10 protein-coding genes are annotated in these 15849 nt (G+C 63.5%); 1 reads left to right on the forward strand and 9 read right to left on the reverse strand.

The features are described from left to right. Window positions 1-34 precede the first annotated feature (34 nt). Together AC0L3U_RS01310 and AC0L3U_RS01315 are read right to left on the reverse strand one after the other, a co-directional pair. On the reverse strand, window positions 35-1444 hold the full coding sequence (locus AC0L3U_RS01310) for an efflux RND transporter periplasmic adaptor subunit (protein WP_473360392.1): 1410 nt from the start codon (window positions 1442-1444) through the stop codon (window positions 35-37). After that, a complete protein-coding gene (locus AC0L3U_RS01315; RefSeq protein WP_473360393.1) occupies window positions 1434-2918 on the reverse strand; it encodes an efflux transporter outer membrane subunit in 1485 nt (494 codons plus the stop codon). The genes AC0L3U_RS01310 and AC0L3U_RS01315 overlap by 11 nt, the downstream gene beginning before the upstream one ends. A gap of 693 nt (window positions 2919-3611) precedes the next feature. Here AC0L3U_RS01315 and AC0L3U_RS01320 point away from each other — a divergent pair. Further along, the gene (locus tag AC0L3U_RS01320) at window positions 3612-4646 is read left to right on the forward strand and encodes a cysteine synthase A (protein ID WP_473360394.1); all 1035 of its coding nucleotides are present in this window, start codon (window positions 3612-3614) and stop codon (window positions 4644-4646) included. Here the strand turns inward: AC0L3U_RS01320 and AC0L3U_RS01325 are convergent. The 7 genes from AC0L3U_RS01325 to AC0L3U_RS01355 all read right to left on the reverse strand — a co-directional run bounded on the left by AC0L3U_RS01325 (window position 4643) and on the right by AC0L3U_RS01355 (window position 15843). After that, window positions 4643-5176, reverse strand: a complete 534-nt coding sequence (locus AC0L3U_RS01325) for a DUF805 domain-containing protein (protein ID WP_473350269.1) — start codon at window positions 5174-5176, stop codon at window positions 4643-4645. The two genes, AC0L3U_RS01320 and AC0L3U_RS01325, sit on opposite strands and share 4 nt — an antisense overlap. Window positions 5177-5312: 136 nt before the next feature. Then, entirely contained in the window at window positions 5313-7553 is a 2241-nt protein-coding gene (locus AC0L3U_RS01330) for a tetratricopeptide repeat protein (protein ID WP_473360395.1), read from the reverse strand. Window positions 7554-7665: 112 nt separating this feature from the next. After that, complete coding sequence (locus tag AC0L3U_RS01335; RefSeq protein ID WP_473360396.1) at window positions 7666-9906, reverse strand: O-linked N-acetylglucosamine transferase, SPINDLY family protein; 2241 nt, start codon at window positions 9904-9906, stop codon at window positions 7666-7668. 124 nt (window positions 9907-10030) lie between these two features. Beyond that, on the reverse strand, window positions 10031-12271 hold the full coding sequence (locus AC0L3U_RS01340; RefSeq protein ID WP_473360397.1) for an O-linked N-acetylglucosamine transferase, SPINDLY family protein: 2241 nt from the start codon (window positions 12269-12271) through the stop codon (window positions 10031-10033). Between the two features lie 100 nt (window positions 12272-12371). Further along, entirely contained in the window at window positions 12372-13109 is a 738-nt protein-coding gene (locus AC0L3U_RS01345) for an amino acid ABC transporter ATP-binding protein (protein WP_473360398.1), read from the reverse strand. Window positions 13110-13120: 11 nt separating this feature from the next. Next, window positions 13121-14641 carry an amino acid ABC transporter permease gene (locus tag AC0L3U_RS01350; RefSeq protein ID WP_473360399.1) on the reverse strand — a complete coding sequence of 507 codons (1521 nt, stop codon included), beginning with the start codon at window positions 14639-14641 and terminating at the stop codon, window positions 13121-13123. Then, on the reverse strand, window positions 14638-15843 hold the full coding sequence (locus AC0L3U_RS01355; protein WP_473360400.1) for an amino acid ABC transporter permease: 1206 nt from the start codon (window positions 15841-15843) through the stop codon (window positions 14638-14640). Before AC0L3U_RS01355 ends, AC0L3U_RS01350 begins: the two co-directional genes overlap by 4 nt. Window positions 15844-15849 lie beyond the last annotated feature (6 nt).

The following is a 15849-nucleotide window of genomic DNA, read 5'->3' on the forward strand; positions in this document are numbered from 1 at the left end:
GATGCGCCTGCCGCTCAGGCGGCTGTTGTCGGGATCATGGCTGCTTGGCTCCACTTCCCGATGCACCCGGATTTGACGGAGGCCCTGGTGCCGGTCCGGTCTGGCCCTTCTGGTCGCCTTCGCTGCTCTTGCGCTTGGCCCGGAACTCGCCGTCCTTGCCTTGTCCGTCCTTCTGGCCGTCTTTGGCACCATCCTTCTTTTGACCATCCGGCCCGCGCGAGCGCTTGCGCGGCGCGAGATCGGCCGACGGCGTCTGGTCGTCGCGGCCGATGACCACCTTGGAGCCATCGGACAGATTGGCAAAGCCTGTGGTGACGACCTTGTCGGTGGCCGACAGGCCGCTGGCGATGACGGCGTCATGCTCGTTCTGCTGCGTCACCGTCACCGGCTTGGCCGCAACCACGTTGTCCTCGCCGATGACATAGCTGAAGGTGCCGATCGGTCCGCGCTGCACGGCCGAGGTCGGCACCACCAGCGCCTGCGTCAAGGTCTCGACCTTGAGGCGGACATTGACGAACTGGCCGGGCCAGAGCTGGTAATTGGCGTTGGGGAATTCGGCCTTGAGCCTGAGCGTTCCCGTGGTCTGGTCCACCTGGTTGTCGATGCCGGTGAGCTTGCCGGTGTCGATCACGGTGAGGCCGTCATTGCCGAACACGTCGACCGCGAGCGCGCCCTTCGCCGCCGCGGCGTTGACCCGCATGATCTGCTGCTGCGGCAGGCTGAACCACACCGCGATCGGCTGCAATTGGGTGATCACCACGAGACCGGTGGTGTCGGAGGCGTGGATGATGTTGCCCTGATCGACCTGGCGCAGGCCGGCGCGGCCCGAGATCGGCGCCACGATCTTGGTGTAGCTCAGCGTCGCCGCCGCATTGTCGATCGCGGCCTGGTCGGCCTTGACCAGCGCCTCGGTCTGCGCGACCAGCGCACGCTGGGTGTCGGCCTGCTGCTTGGATCCGGCATTGGATGCGGCGAGCTGCTCGTAGCGCGTGAGGTCGATACGCTGGTTGGCGAGCTGGGCCTGGTCCTGCGCCTTCTTGGCGACGGCCTGATCGTACGTCGCCTGATAGAGCGCCGGGTCGATCTCGCCGACCACGTCGCCTTTCTTGACGTCCTGTCCCTCGGTGAAATTGACCGCGATCAGCTTGCCGTCGGCCTGCGAACGGACGGTCACGGTGTTGAGTGCGCGGATCGCGCCGACGCCATCGAGATAGACGGGAACGTCCTGGATGCGGGGCGTCGCCGCCAGCACCGGCACCGGCAGATCGGGCCGCTGGTTGCGACCGTTCGCCTGCTGCGGCTGCTGGTGCCAGGTGGTCCAGCCGTAGTAGCCGAGCCCACTGAGGATCGCCAGCGTGATCAGGGTCATGACGAAGCCGCGGCCGCGCGACGTCTTCGCCGTTCCCTCCTTCGCGCCCTGCTTCGTATCCGGCTTAAAGAGCATTGACCGGTTTCTCCATCCTCGGCTCCCAGCCGCCGCCGAGCGCCTGATACAGGCTGACGATAGCAAGAAGGCGGGCAAGTTGCGCCTGCGACAGCGCGTCTTCCGCCTGGAACAGGGTCAGTTGGGTATTGAGCACGGTGACGATGTCGGCGGTGCCGGCGCGCAATTGCTGCTCGGAGAGATCGAAGGCGCGGCGCGAGGCGGTCAGGACATCACGCTGCAATTGCAGCTTGATCGTGGTCTGCTTGATCGAGAACAGCGCATTGTCGACATCGGCGAACGATTGGATGATGGTCTTGCGGTAGGTCTGCAGCAATTCGTCCTGCCGCGCCTTGGCAAACTCGAAATTGCCGAGGATCTTGCCGCCGTCGAAGATCGGCTGCGTCGCGCTGCCGACGAGCTGGAAGAATGCCGCATGCGGCTGGAACAGCGAGACCAGGGCCGAGCTCTGATAGCCGCCATTGCCGGTGAGCTGGATGGTCGGAAAGAATTGCGCGCGGGCATTGCCGATATTCGCCGTCGCCGAGGCGAGCTGCGCCTCCTGCCGGCGAATGTCGGGGCGCTGCGTCAGGAGCTCCGACGGCAGGCCGGGCGTCACGCGGGGTATAGCGATCCGGTTCAGCGAGCCGCCGAGCACGCGCACGCTCTCCGGCGGCCGCGACACCAGGACTGCAAGCGCATTGACGTTCTGGTCGAGCGTCTGGCGCAGCGGCGGCACCAGTGCCTTCTGGTTTGCGAGCACGCTCTCCTGCTGGGCAACGTCGAGGTCGGCACCGGTGCCGGCCTTGCGCCGTTCCCTGACGGCATCGAGGATGCGCTGTGCGCTCGCGATGTTGCGCTGTGAGGTCCGGATGCGATCCTGCGAGGCCAGCACCTGGAAATAGGCGTTGGCGACGCCGGCAAGCGTCGTCAGCGCAACGACGTCGCGATCGAAGCGGTTGGCATTTGCCGTTTCTTCCGCCGTTTGCAGGGCGTCTCGGTTCTGGCCCCAGAAATCGAGCTGGTAGCTTGCGCTCAGCGAAGCCTGGTAGTTGACGACCTCACGGCCGCCGTTGGTGAGCCCGGAGGCGGAGGAGCCGGAGGTGCGCGAATAGGCCTCCTGCCCGGTGCCGGAAAGGCTCGGCAGCAGCGCCGCACCCGCCTGCCGCGCCTGGGCGTCGGCCTGGACGATGCGCGAAACGGCGGCGGCAATGTCGAGGTTGACGGTCTGCGCCTCTTCCATCAGCTGTGTCAGCTCCGCGGAGCGGAAGCTGCGCCACCAATCCAGCGACGGCGGGGCATCCGCCTTGCCCGAGTATTTGTACTGCGTGGGAACGTCGAGCGCGGGATCAGGAAAATCCTGTGTCAGCACGCACGCGCCCGAGCCGGCGGCGAGGCAAGCGACCGCAAGCCAGCGCGCCGCACGTCGTGTCGCGGACGCGGAACCTAGGGACCGCCGCACCGCGACGGCAGGATCGTCCTGTGTCACATCCACCCCCCGCCGGGCAGATCGAGCCGCCGCCGCGAAGCCGGATTAACCGATTCGCGGCTGGACAGTCGGCAGGCGTTGGATAACTCGTTCACAGCGATGATGCTTTCTACGGAACCGGACACCCATACTAGCCGGGTGTGGAACAGCGGGACAGTCCCGCAGTTGCGAGATGGCCCCCAAAGTGCGACGATCCAGCGGCGAACAAATTGCAAAAAGTCACTGTCCTGCAGTGCCTTCTTGAATCTCGAGGCCGTTCCGAAGCGCATTCAAGCTTACCAACATTTCATGTGATATTGCCGCCACACCAACGCCAATGGCTTTAATTCGTCCGTACCGCTCGCAATCCGGCTTCAGAGCTGGTCGCGAAGCCGGGCCGAGCCGGTCCACGAGGTCGTTTAGCGTCGTAAATCAATAGGCATTCATCGTGCCCATATGTCTGCAGGCTATCCACGCGTGTCGCGAGTGCGCGGACGACGGCCGTAATCTTCCATGTTTTGGCAGAGGCCGACCCGATCTTCCTACCGTTGTCGCGCCGCGTAGCCCAGCATCATCGGCGATCGCCCCTCGCAAGAATTTCACTGCTTCGACGGGCACTTCCGCCGGTTTCGCCGCAGCGCAAAAGCCTTCCCCTTTGGCCTCCCAAGCACTAGGTTCTGGCCAACCTGATCAACCCCTTTGCCAGTGATTTGCCCAGACATGACCATCAATAACGACGTTGTCGAAGCCATCGGCAACACCCCGCTGATCAAGCTCAAGCGCGCTTCCGAACTGACCGGCTGCACCATCCTGGGCAAGGCCGAGTTCATGAATCCCGGCCAGTCGGTGAAGGATCGCGCCGGCAAATGGATGATTCTGGAGGCCGAGAAGCGCGGCGAGCTCAAGCCCGGCGGTCTCGTCGTGGAATCGACCGCCGGCAATACCGGCATCGGCCTTGCGGTCGTGGCCAGCGCGCGCGGCTACCGCACGCTGATCGTGATCCCGGAGACGCAGAGCCAGGAGAAGAAGGATTTTCTGAAGCTGTGCGGCGCCGAGCTGCTGGAATCGCCGGCCCTGCCCTATTCCAATCCGAACAACTACCAACATGTCGGCCGCCGCCTCGCTGATGAGCTGCGCAAGACGGAGCCGAACGGCGTGCTGTTCGCCGACCAGTGGAACAACCTCGACAATGCGAAGGCGCATTACGAGTCCACAGGTCCCGAGATCTGGGAGCAGACCGGCGGCAAGATCGACGGTTTCGTCTGCTCGGTCGGCAGCGGCGGCACGCTCGCCGGCACCAGCCGCTTCCTGAAAGAGAAGAGCAAGGACGTCAGGATCGCCTGCGCCGACCCGCACGGCGCCGGCATGTATGAATATTTCAGAACGGGCGATGCCAAGGCGACGCCGGGTGGCTCGATCACCGAGGGCATCGGCCTCAACCGGGCGACCGCAATCGTCGAGAGCGCAAAGGTCGATGACGCCTTTCTCATTCCCGATGCCGAAGCGGTCACGGTGATCTACGAACTGCTCCAGCACGAAGGCCTGTGCCTCGGCGGCTCGACCGGCATCAACGTCGCCGGCGCGATGCGTCTCGCGAAACAGCTCGGGCCCGGCAAGACGATCGTCACCGTGCTTTGCGATTCCGGCAGCCGTTACCAGTCGAAGCTGTTCAATGCGGACTTCATGCGCGCCAAGAGCCTTCCGGTGCCGGAATGGCTGGAGAAGCGCAGCAACATTAAGCTGCCGTTCGTCTAGCCCCAAGTCGGCCGCGACGATCCCTGCGACACCCGCGCGAGGCGCTCGTTCGATAGCGAAGGCTTGTTCGCGCGTGTGCGCGGCGGGAGGGGAGCGCCGTAGGAGCCCTCGCTGTCGCCGCTCGGCCAGAACATGAGCGCGAGCATCAGCGCGAGGTTGACGAGCACGCCGACCGCCGTTGCCTGGTGCTCCTGCCCGATCGCCCAGGCCGGAAACCGGCCCGCGACGACATGGTCGACGATCATGAGCGCGAACCAGGCAGGCACCACGCAGACCGGATCCCAGCCGATGTCGCGGATGCGCATGGATTGCAGCGTGAAGGTCGCAACTCCGAAGAACACGATCGCGGCGATCATCGCCCAGCTCTTGGTGAGGTCTTCGGGTCGGATCGCGCCGGGCGAGGTGTTGTTCAGCACGGCCATTGCGATTGCAAAGCAGATCGCCGTCATCACGATCGCAAGCGCAACCGTGGCGAGGAAGAAATGCAGTCGCCCGAGCCGGGCGTTCAAGCCGAAGACGAAACCGAGCATTGGCGCACCCTTTTTGGCGCCATATGCCCAGAGATAGCTTTCGGAGCCATGAACCGGCACGGTCGCGCAGCGCCGCATGGTTTCCGGAGGACTAAGGTGGCCGGCGCAATTCGAGGCTTCGCCCCACCCGGCACGGTCAGGCGCCCTCGCCGCCTTCCGAGGCCGCAGCACAATAGTCGCGCCAGAATTGGCGATAGCCCGCCTCGACGCTGGCCGTGTAGATTTCGACGTTGCCGGCGGAGGACGCTGCGATCCGGGCCGGCAACTCGCTGCGCAACTTCGCCAGATGCGCCGGCTGCGCCGCATATTTGCAGGCGATCGCGGCATAGGTCTCGTCGTCCTCGGCGACCCAATCGTTGAGACCGACAGCAGCCACGATCGACCCGCCGGCGCGCGAGGAGGCTCCAATGCCGAGCTTGGCCACGACGGGAACGCCCGCATAGAGGGATTCCCAGGTGCTGATGCCGCCATTCTGCGGGAATGGATCAAGCGAAATGTCCACGTTGGCGAACGCCCGCAGATGCTCGTCGCGTGAGGTAGTGCCGAGGCAGGTGATGTTCTCCTCCGCAATGCCATGCGCCACCAAGCGCGCGAGAAGGCCGTCGCGCACCAGCGGATCGTCAAGCAGGGTATGCTTGACGATGATCTTCGAACCGGTCACCTCGCGCATCAATTTCGACCACACCCGGATGGCCTCGTCCGAGATCTTGTAGATGCGGTTGAACACGCCGAAGGTGACGTAGCCGTTGCGGAGCATGGGCGGCTCGGACGCAGGTAAATCCAAAATGGGATCGATCGTGATCAGGCACGGCAGGTCGTGGACCTTTTCAGCCAGCAGATGGCGCGCCGATTGCGGAATGAAGATGGGATCCGCGAGCACGTAGTCCATGGTCTGAAGGCCCGTGCCCGTGGCGTTGCCAAACCCCGAGACTTGGATGGGGGCCGGCTTGCGGGCGAAGACATGGAGCCTGTTGCCGGTCGAATGCCCGGACACGTCGATCAGAATATCGATCCCGTCGGCCTGGATGCGATCGGCCAGTTCGTCGTCCGACATCTGGCAGGCGTCGACCCAGACATCCGCCATCGACTTGAATTCATCCGTTATCGCATCCCGTACCGGCGAGCACGAATAGCAGACGATCTCGAACCTGGCGTGATCATGATGGCGCAGCACTGGTAACAGAGCGAACGCGGCCGAGTGATGCCAAAACTCGGCAGCAACATAGCCAACCACGATGCGCTTGTCGGGATCGAGCTGCCGGGAGACAAGAGTCCTTCGCGGCAACTTCGAGCCGATCGCGTCCCACCACTGCTTTCGTGCGGCCTGCTGAACCGCGAAATCGGCGTCGGAGAGATAGTCGAGAAAGAAGATCTTCCGGCCGATCAAGGAATCATCCGGTACAATGGCCAGCGCCGCATCGAGAAGCTCGATCGCCGATGCGATCTCGCCCTGGTTGGCAAAACAAGCACTCAGCAGCGCCATCGCGATCGCAGAGCGTGGATATTCCTCCAGCAATGTGGTGCAGGTCAAAATCGCTTGCGCCGTGTTTCCCATGGCGAGCGCGACTTCTGCCTTCCCCTGCAAGGCCACCTCGAGCTTGGGCGCAAGTGCAAGGGCCGCATCAAAATCCGCCGCCGCCTGTTCCAACCTCGACGTCTCAAGATTGAGCCGTCCACGGTTCGCCAGGATCTTTGCCGAGCCTGGCCTGATCGCGAGCGCCGCCTCCAGCGCGCCTTTGGCCTCGTCGAAGTTCTTGAGCTCGATATTGACCAAACCCTTGCCGACGAGCGCCTCGACGTTTCGCGGCTGAAACAACAGTGCGCGCTCGAAGCTCTGTTTGGCGCGATCAAGCTGGCGCAGGGCGAGCTCTGCCAGGCCGCGATTGCAGAGCGCATCGGCATGATCCGGCTTCAGCCCGATCGCGCGATCGTACAGTTCGATGGCCTGCTCGACCCGGTTTAGATGCAACAAGGTATTGCCGAGGTTGGACAAGGCCATCGGGAAGCTGGGCTTCAACGCGATGGCCCGCTCCAGGGACATACGCGCGTCCTCATATTCCCCAAGTGCGAAATGCGTGGCTCCCAAATCGGAAAATGCCTGTGCCGAGCGTGGGTCGACCGTCACGGCATATTTGAGTGCCTGTTTCGCTGCCTCGAAGTGTAGGCTCGCGAATGCGCCCAAGCCAAGCAGATGCAAGGCGCTAAAATGCTCCGGAAGTTCATTCAGGATCTGGCGGCAGAGCGCCTCGGTCTCCGCATACCGGCCCTGGCCATAGGCCGCATTCGCGCTCGAAATGATCGCGTCCGCCTGCTTCTTCAATTTCTTCTGCAATCTCGCGTTCTGGAACGCACGCGCGCCGGCGCCGCTGCTCTGCAAGGCTTCTCTCCGGAGGATGCCCGGGACGATTCTAGCTGATTCGCGGCCAGAGCCGCCGGTTTAGGCGGCCTGGCGATTTCCGGAAGATGCCGGTGCCCGACCCAGGCCTCGCCTACGCAAAGTCGGCGTCATTCGAGGCCGCGGCACAATAGTCGCGCCAGAACTTTCGGTAACCCGCCTCGAGCTCACGCGTGTAGGTCTCGACATTGCCGGCGGGGGACGCTGCGATCTGGGCCGGCAACTCGCTGCGCAATTTCGCCAGGTAATCGGGCTGTGACGCAAATTTGCGGGCGATCTCGACATAGCCATCGTCATCTTCCGCGACCCAGTCGCCGAGGCCGACGGCGGTCACGATGGAGGCGCCAGCACGCGAGGAGGCACCGTTGCCAAGCTTGGCCACGACCGGAACGCCCTTGTAGAGAGATTCCCAGGTACTGATGCCGCCGTTTTGCGGGAACGTGTCGAAGGAAATGTCGACCTGGGCGAGAGCCGCCAGATGGTCGTCGCGCGAGGTGGTGCCGAGGCAGGTGATGCTCTCTTCGACAACGCCCTGCGCCAGGAAACGCGCGATCAGGCTATCGCGCAGCAGGGGATCATCGAGCAGACCATGCTTGAGGACGATCTTCGATCCCGGCAGCTCCCGCATGATGCGCGACCACACACGGATCGCATCATCCGATATTTTGTAGATGCGGTTGAACACGCCGAAGGTGACGTAGCCGTTGCGGAGCATTGGCAGATCCGACGCCTGCAGATCCGAGACGGGCTCAATCGTGATCAGGCACGGCAGATCGTGGATTTTCTCGGCAAACAAATGCCGAACCGACGGCGGAATGAAAATGGGATCCGCGAGCACGTAGTCCATGGTCGGCATGCCCGTGCCTGTCGCGTGTCCGAAGCCAGTGGCCTGGATCGGGGCCGGCTTACGCGCGAAACACTGCAGTCTGTTACCGGTCGTGTGGCCCGAAACGTCGATCAGGATGTCGACATTGTCCGCCTGGATACGATCGGCGAGCTCGTCATCCGAAAGCCCCCAGGCTTCGACCCAGACGTCCGCCAACGATTTGAACATGGCGGTGTACTCGTCCCCGCCCGGCCAAGAATAGTAGCAGATGATTTCAAATTTGGTGTGGTCGTGATGGCGCAGCACCGGCAGCAGCGTGAGCCCCGCGGAGTGCTGCCGGAATTCGGCAGCGACATAGCCGACCACGATCCGCTTCTCCGGATCCAGCGGCCGCTTCGGCAGCTCCCTTCGCGGCTGCTTGGAGCCGATCTGGTTCCACCAGGATTTTCGCACCGCCTGCTGGACCACGAAATCGGCCTCGGCGCGGTAGTCCTCCAGGAAGATCTTTCCTCGGATGGCATCCCCATAGTCCGGCCGGACCGCCAGCGCGCGATCGAGATATTCGATCGCGGCGTCCATGTCGCCCTGGTTCGAATAGGAGAAGCCCATCAGCGCCAGCCCCGTCTCGGAGCGCGGATTGTGCTCGATCAAAGCCGCTGCGGCTGCCATTCCCTGCGCCGTCCTTCCCATGACGAGACAGGTCTGAGCCTTGCCCTGGAGCGCCAGCTCGAGCTTGGGCGAGATCGCAAGCGCCGCCTCGAAATCCGCAAGCGCGGGCTCCAGGCGCTGCAGCTCGTAACTGAGCCGCCCGCGCTGGGCCAGGATCCGCGGCGAGCCCGGCTTGATCGCCAGCGCCATGGCGAGCTTGGCCGCCGCATCGTCGTAGTGCCGCAGCTCCCTGCTGACCATGCCGCTACCGACGATGGCCTCGGCGTGACGGGGCTGAAACAGCAGGGCGCGGTCGAAGCTTTCCTTGGCGCGCATGATCTGTCCAAGCGCAATCTCGACCATGCCGCGATTGCAGAATGCATCGGCATAGTCCGGCTTGATCTTGATGGCGCGCTCGTGCAGCTCGAGCGCCTGTTGGTACTGCCCCAGATGCATCAGCGTGTTGCCGAGGTTGGTCAGCGCGACCGCAAAATTCGGCTTTAGCGCGATGGCCCTCTCCTGGCACCGCCGCGCCGCCTCGTAGTTGCCGAGGTCGAAATGCACGGTGGCAAGATTGTTGTGCGCATCGTGCAAGCGCGGATCGAGTGCAATCACGCGCTCGAGCAGCTGTTGCGCCTCCTCCAGCCGCCGGCCGTCATGCGCGCACATGCCGAGCAGATGCATCGCGTCGACATGATCCGGCAGCGCTTTCAGGATATCCCGGCAGAGTGCTTCGGTCTCGGCATATCGGCCCTGGCCATAGGCGGTAGCCGCGGCGGAGAGGACGGCGTCCGCCTGCTTGATCAATTTCTTCTGCAATCGCGCGTTCTGGAACGCGCGCGCGCCGCCGCCGCTCTGCAAGGTGTCTCTCCGGAAGATGGCCCGCGGCAGAGTCTAACTGATTCGCGAGCCCGACCGTCTGGTCAGCTGGTGCCGTGGTATCCCGGGATTTCCCGGGGCTCAGCGGTCCGGGATTGCTGGTCCCTTACGCCACGTCGCTGCCTTCGGCAGCCGCGGCACAATAGTCGCGCCAGAACTGGCGGTAACCCGCTTCGACCCTGGCCGTGTAGGTTTCGACATTGCCGGCGGGGGACGCTGCGATCCGGGCCGGCAAATCCGCACGCAGCTTCGCCAGATAATCAGGCTGTGACGCAAATTTGCAGGCGATCGCGGCATAGCCCTCGTCGTCCGCAGCGACCCAGTCGTCGAGGCCGACCGCAGCCACGATCGACCCGCCGGCGCGCGACGAGGCGCCGTTGCCGAGCTTGGCCACGACCGGGACGCCCGCATAGAGCGATTCCCAGGTGCTGACGCCGCCGTTTTGCGGGAACGTGTCGAGCGATATGTCGACGTTCGCAAACGCCCGCAGGTGCTCGTGGCGCGGCGACGAGCCCAGGCAGGTGACATTCTTCTCGGCAATGCCCTGTGCCACGAACCGCGCGACCAAATTGTCGCGCAGCATGGGATCGTCAAGCAGAGTATGCTTGACGATGATCTTCGAACCCGTCACCTCGCGCATCACTCTAGACCAGACTCGGATGGCTTCGTCCGAGATCTTGTAGATGCGGTTGAATACGCCGAAGGTGACATGGCCGTTGCGAAGCATGGGAGGCTCCGAAGGCGGCACATCAAAAATAGGATCGATCGTGATCAGGCACGGCAGGTCGTAGACCTTTTCAGCCAGCAGATGGCGCGCCGATTGCGGAATGAAGACGGGATCCGCGAGCACGTAGTCCATGGTCTGAAGGCCCGTGCCGGTGGCGTGACCAAACCCCGAGACCTGGATCGGGGCCGGCTTGCGAGCGAAGACATGGAGCCTGTTGCCAGTCGTGTGCCCGGAGACGTCGATCAGGATATCGACCTTGTCGGCCTGGATATGATCGGCCAGTTCGTCGTCCGACATCTGCCAGGCGTCGACCCAGACATCCGCCATCGACTTGAATTCGTCCGTTATCTCATCCCGTACCGGCGAGCACGAATAGCAGACGATCTCAAACCTGGCGTGATCATGATGGCGCAGCACCGGCAACAGAGCGAACGCTGCCGAGTGGTTCCTGAATTCGGAAGCGACATACCCGATCAAGATCCGCCTGTCCGGATCAAGCTTGCTGGGCGCCAACGCCCTTTGCGGCAATTTGGCGCCGATCGCGTCCCACCACTGCGTTCGTGCAGCCTGCTGGACCGCAAAATCGGCCTCCGGGAGATAGTCTAGAAGGAATATCTTGCGCCCGATCAAGTCCGCATAATCAGGCGCGATTGCCAGCCCCGCATCGAGATGTTCGAGCGCCGTCGCAATGTCTCCCTGACTGGCATAGCAGGAAGCCAGAAGCGCAATTCCGATGTCCGACCGCGGATTTCCCTCGAGCAACGTCTTGACCGCCGCAATCGCCCCGGCCGTGTTGCCCTTGAGAATGTTGACTTGCGCCTTTCCCTGCAGGGCGACTTCGAGCCTTGGTGAAAGCACCAGTGCCGCATCGAAATCCGCGAGCGCCTGCTCCAGCCGCGACAGATCGAGATTGAGCCGTCCGCGCTGCGCCAGAATCTTCGGTGAATCCGGCTTGATCGCGAGCCCTGCCGCGATGGCTGCGGCCGCCTCTTCGTAGTGCCGGAGCTCGATGCATACCATGCCTTTGCCCGCGATCGCTTCCGCGTGGCGCGGCTGAAAAGCGAGGGCGCGATCGAAACTGCCCTTGGCGCGCTGGAACTGGCCTTCGATCAGCTCCGCCATGCCCCGATTGCAAAATGCATCGGCATAGTCCGGCTTCAGCCTGATAGCGCGATCGTGCAGCTCGATAGCCTGCTCGGCGAGGCCCATGTGCAGCAGCGTATTGCCGAGATTGGTCAAGGCGATCGGAGAATTCGGCTTCAGCGCAATCGCCTTCTCCTGGCATGCGCGAGCGTCCTGAAGTTTCTGGAGGGTGAAATACACTGCCCCGAGATTACCATGGGCATCGGGCGAACGCGGATCGAGCGCCGTCGCGCGCTCGAGCAATTGTTGCGCCTCCTCGAGTCGCCCGCCATCATACGCGCGCAGGCCGAGCAGGTGCGCGGCGTCGAAATGATCCGGAACCTCCGTCAAAATCCGGCGGCAGAGTGTCTCGACCTCCGCGTATCGGCCCTGCCCGAGCGCCTGAACCGCGGCGGACATGAGCGCGTCGGCCTGCTTCTTCAATTTCTTTTGCAATCGCGCGTTCTGGAATGCGCGCGCGCCGGCGCTGCTCTGCAAAGTCTCTCTCCGGAGGATAGCCCGAAAAGAGGCTGGCCGATTCGCATGGTGCCAAGCTGGCGGGCCGGTTAGACCCGCGGCGCCACCGGATTGCTGGTGCTCAGCGCAGGATCTGGCTCAGGAACAGTTTGGTGCGAGCGTGCTGCGGGGCCGCGAAGAACTCTTTGGGCGTGTTGGCTTCGATGATCTGGCCCGCGTCCATGAATACCACGCGGTTGGCGACCTCGCGGGCAAAGCCCATCTCGTGGGTGACCACCAGCATGGTCATGCCCTCCTCGGCGAGGTCGACCATGGTGTCCAGCACCTCCTTGACCATTTCGGGGTCGAGCGCCGAGGTCGGCTCGTCGAACAGCATCACCTTCGGGTTCATCGTCAGCGCGCGGGCGATCGCGACGCGCTGCTGCTGACCGCCAGACATCTGTCCCGGAAACTTGTTGGCCTGGTGCGGGATCTTGACCCGCGCCAGAAACTTCATCGCCGCCGCCTCGGCGTCCTTCTTGGGAATGTTGCGCACCCAGATCGGCGCCAGCGTGCAATTGTCCAGCACGGAGAGGTGCGGAAACAGGTTGAAGCTCTGGAACACCATGCCGACTTCGCGCCGCACCGCGTCGACGTGCTTCAAGTTCGGCCCGAGCTCGATGCCATCAACGACGATCTCACCTTCCTGAAACTCCTCGAGCGCGTTGATACAACGGATCAGCGTCGACTTGCCCGAGCCGGAGGGGCCGCAGATCACGATGCGCTCGCCCTTTTCGACCGCAAGGTCGATGTCGCGCAGCACGTGGAACTCGCCGTACCATTTGTTCAGGCCGGATATCTTGACGATGGGGTCGGACATGGTGACCTCGATCAGTTGCGGCGGTGAGCGTTGAGGCGGTGCTCGACGAAGAGCGAGTAGCGTGACATTCCAAAGCAGAAGATGAAGTAGATGATCCCGGCGAAGGCGAACCCGGTGAACGCGGTCGACGGCGACGACCATTTCGGATCCGAGAACGACGCCCGCAGCGAGCCCAGGAGATCAAACAGCGCCACGATCGAGACCAGCGACGTGTCCTTGAACAGCGAGATGAAGCTGTTGACGAGATTCGGAATGACGTGGCGCAGCGCCTGCGGCAGCACGATCAGCGAGGTCGTCTTCCACCAGGACAGCCCCAATGCCGCGGCCGCCTCGCCCTGCCCGCGCGGGATCGCAGCCAGCCCGCCGCGGACGTTCTCGGCCTGATAGGCGCCCGTGAACAGAGAGATTCCAATCAGCGCACGCACGAGACCATCGACCGTGAAATTGCCCGGGAGAAACAGCGGCAGCATGTAGGTGGCGAAGAACAGCACGGTGATCAGCGGCACGCCGCGCCAGAACTCGATGAAGGTGATCGAGAAGATCCGGATCAGCGGAATGGTCGAGCGGCGGCCAAGCGCCAGCGCAATGCCGATCGGCAGGGAGGTGACGATGCCGGTGACGGAGACCACCAGCGTCACCAGAAGTCCGCCCCACAGGTTCGTCTGCACGATCGGCAGTCCGCCGTGATCGAGCCCCATCAGCTTGATCACGAGTGCGATGGCGATGAAGGTGACGATGCTGGATGTCAGGGCCCGCCCCCCGGTGCGGAGGCCGCCGCCGAGAACGAAGGCGATCAGGGAGACGATCGCGGCGGTGATCGCGAAATCGGCCCAGACCGACTGGCCTGTCCCCTGCAGCTGATCTCGCAGCCAGGTCAGCGGAAAGATCAGCCAGTAGATCAGGTTACCCACGAGCACGATGACATTGCCGACGACCCACAACAGCGGTGCGGCGGAGGAGGTCTTGCCGAGACTGAGCAGAGCCTGCCCGGCGCCGAGAATGCTGTCGTCGAACAGTTGCAGCAGGTCAGCGGTCCAGCTCAGGCCAAATCCCTTGATGCCGCCGCCATGCAGCAGAAAGAATGCGACCACCGGAAACGCAAAGAAGAACAGGCCTGCGTTCAATCCTTTCGACGGCAGCCGCGGAATGAGCAACGGCACCAACAGGACGACTGACAGGGCGAGCGTGAGGTTGACCCGCCAGCGTTCGGCTTCCGGGTAGAATCCGTAGATCAGTTGCGGCAGCTTGGCCTGGATGTAGGGCCAGCAGGCGCCGACCGCAAATCCGGCGTTCTCGGAGAGGCAGGCCGTGCGATCCTTGCCGGTCCAGACTGCATCGACCATCAGGAATTTGACGGAAGGAATGACGGTGAACCAGAGCAGCAAGGCGCCGACGATCGTGAGCAGGATGTTGGTCGGCGAGTTGAACAGGCGCGTCCGCATCAAGCCGACGAAGCCGGTGGTCTTCACCGGCGCGGGACGCTCGTCGAGAAGGTCCTGGCGAACGAAGCTGGACGAGGTGATATCGCTCATGCGCCGAGACTCCGGCTGACGCGCCAACCGTAGACGCTCATGACGGCGCTGGTGATCAGCGAGATCAGGAGATAGACGCCCATCGTCATGGCGATGATCTCGATGGCCTGCCCGGTCTGGCTCAGCGACGTGCCGGCGAACACGGAGACGAGGTCAGGATAGCCGATCGCGACGGCCAGCGACGAATTCTTGGTGAGATTGAGGTACTGGTTGGTCAGCGGCGGAACGATGACGCGCATTGCCTGCGGCACGACGACCAGGCGGAGCGTGGTGCCGCGGCTCAGGCCCAGTGACGATCCCGCCTCCATCTGTCCGCTGTGGACGGACAGGATGCCAGCGCGCACGATCTCGGCGATGAAGGCGGCCGTATAGGTCGACAAGGCCAACGTGAGCGCCACGAACTCCGGGATGATCCGCGAGCCGCCTGCGAAATTGAAGCCCTTGAGCTGCGGCAGCTCGAAGCTGAAGGGCAGACCTGCTACCAGCATGGTCACGAGCGGCAGTCCGAACAGCAGGCCCAGCACATAGGGCCAGATCCGGATCACCTGACCTCGCTGGAACAGCGCCCGGCGCGCATGGATGCGCAGCGCCAGCGAAGCCACGATGCCGAACGCCAGCACCGCAAGAAAGGCCTCGAAGCCGCTCTCGCCGATCGGGCGGGGAATGACGAGACCGCGATTGCTGACGAAGGCGATGCCGAGCAGCGAAATGCTCTGTCGTGGATTGGGCAAGGCCGCGAGCACCGCCAGGTACCAGAACAGGATCTGGAACAGCACCGGCAGGTTGCGGATGATCTCGACATAGATTTCGCCAATGCGCGCGAGCAGCCAGTTGGGCGACAGCCGGCACAGCGCAACGATGAAGCCGATCACGGTGGCAAACACGATGCCCACCACCGAGACCACGAGCGTATTGAGGAGCCCGACCAGGAACACGCGCAGGAACGTGTCCGAGCCGGTATACGAGATCAGCGTCTGATTGACGTCGAAACCGGCGTTGTTCGCGAGGAAACCGAAGCCCGCGGCAATGTGCTGGTTCTCGAGGTTGGCGCGGGCGTTGGAGACGATTTCATAGGCAATCCAGCCCAGGACCGCAGCGAAGGCAAACTGGACGGCGATGCCGTTCCAGCCTGTCTTGCCTCCCAGCACGCGCCTAATCTTCAGCGCGATCTGGGGCGGGGGTTTGCGAGCCTCGATGCTCATCGCCGC

This window comes from Bradyrhizobium sp. Kon69 (assembly GCF_055807515.1).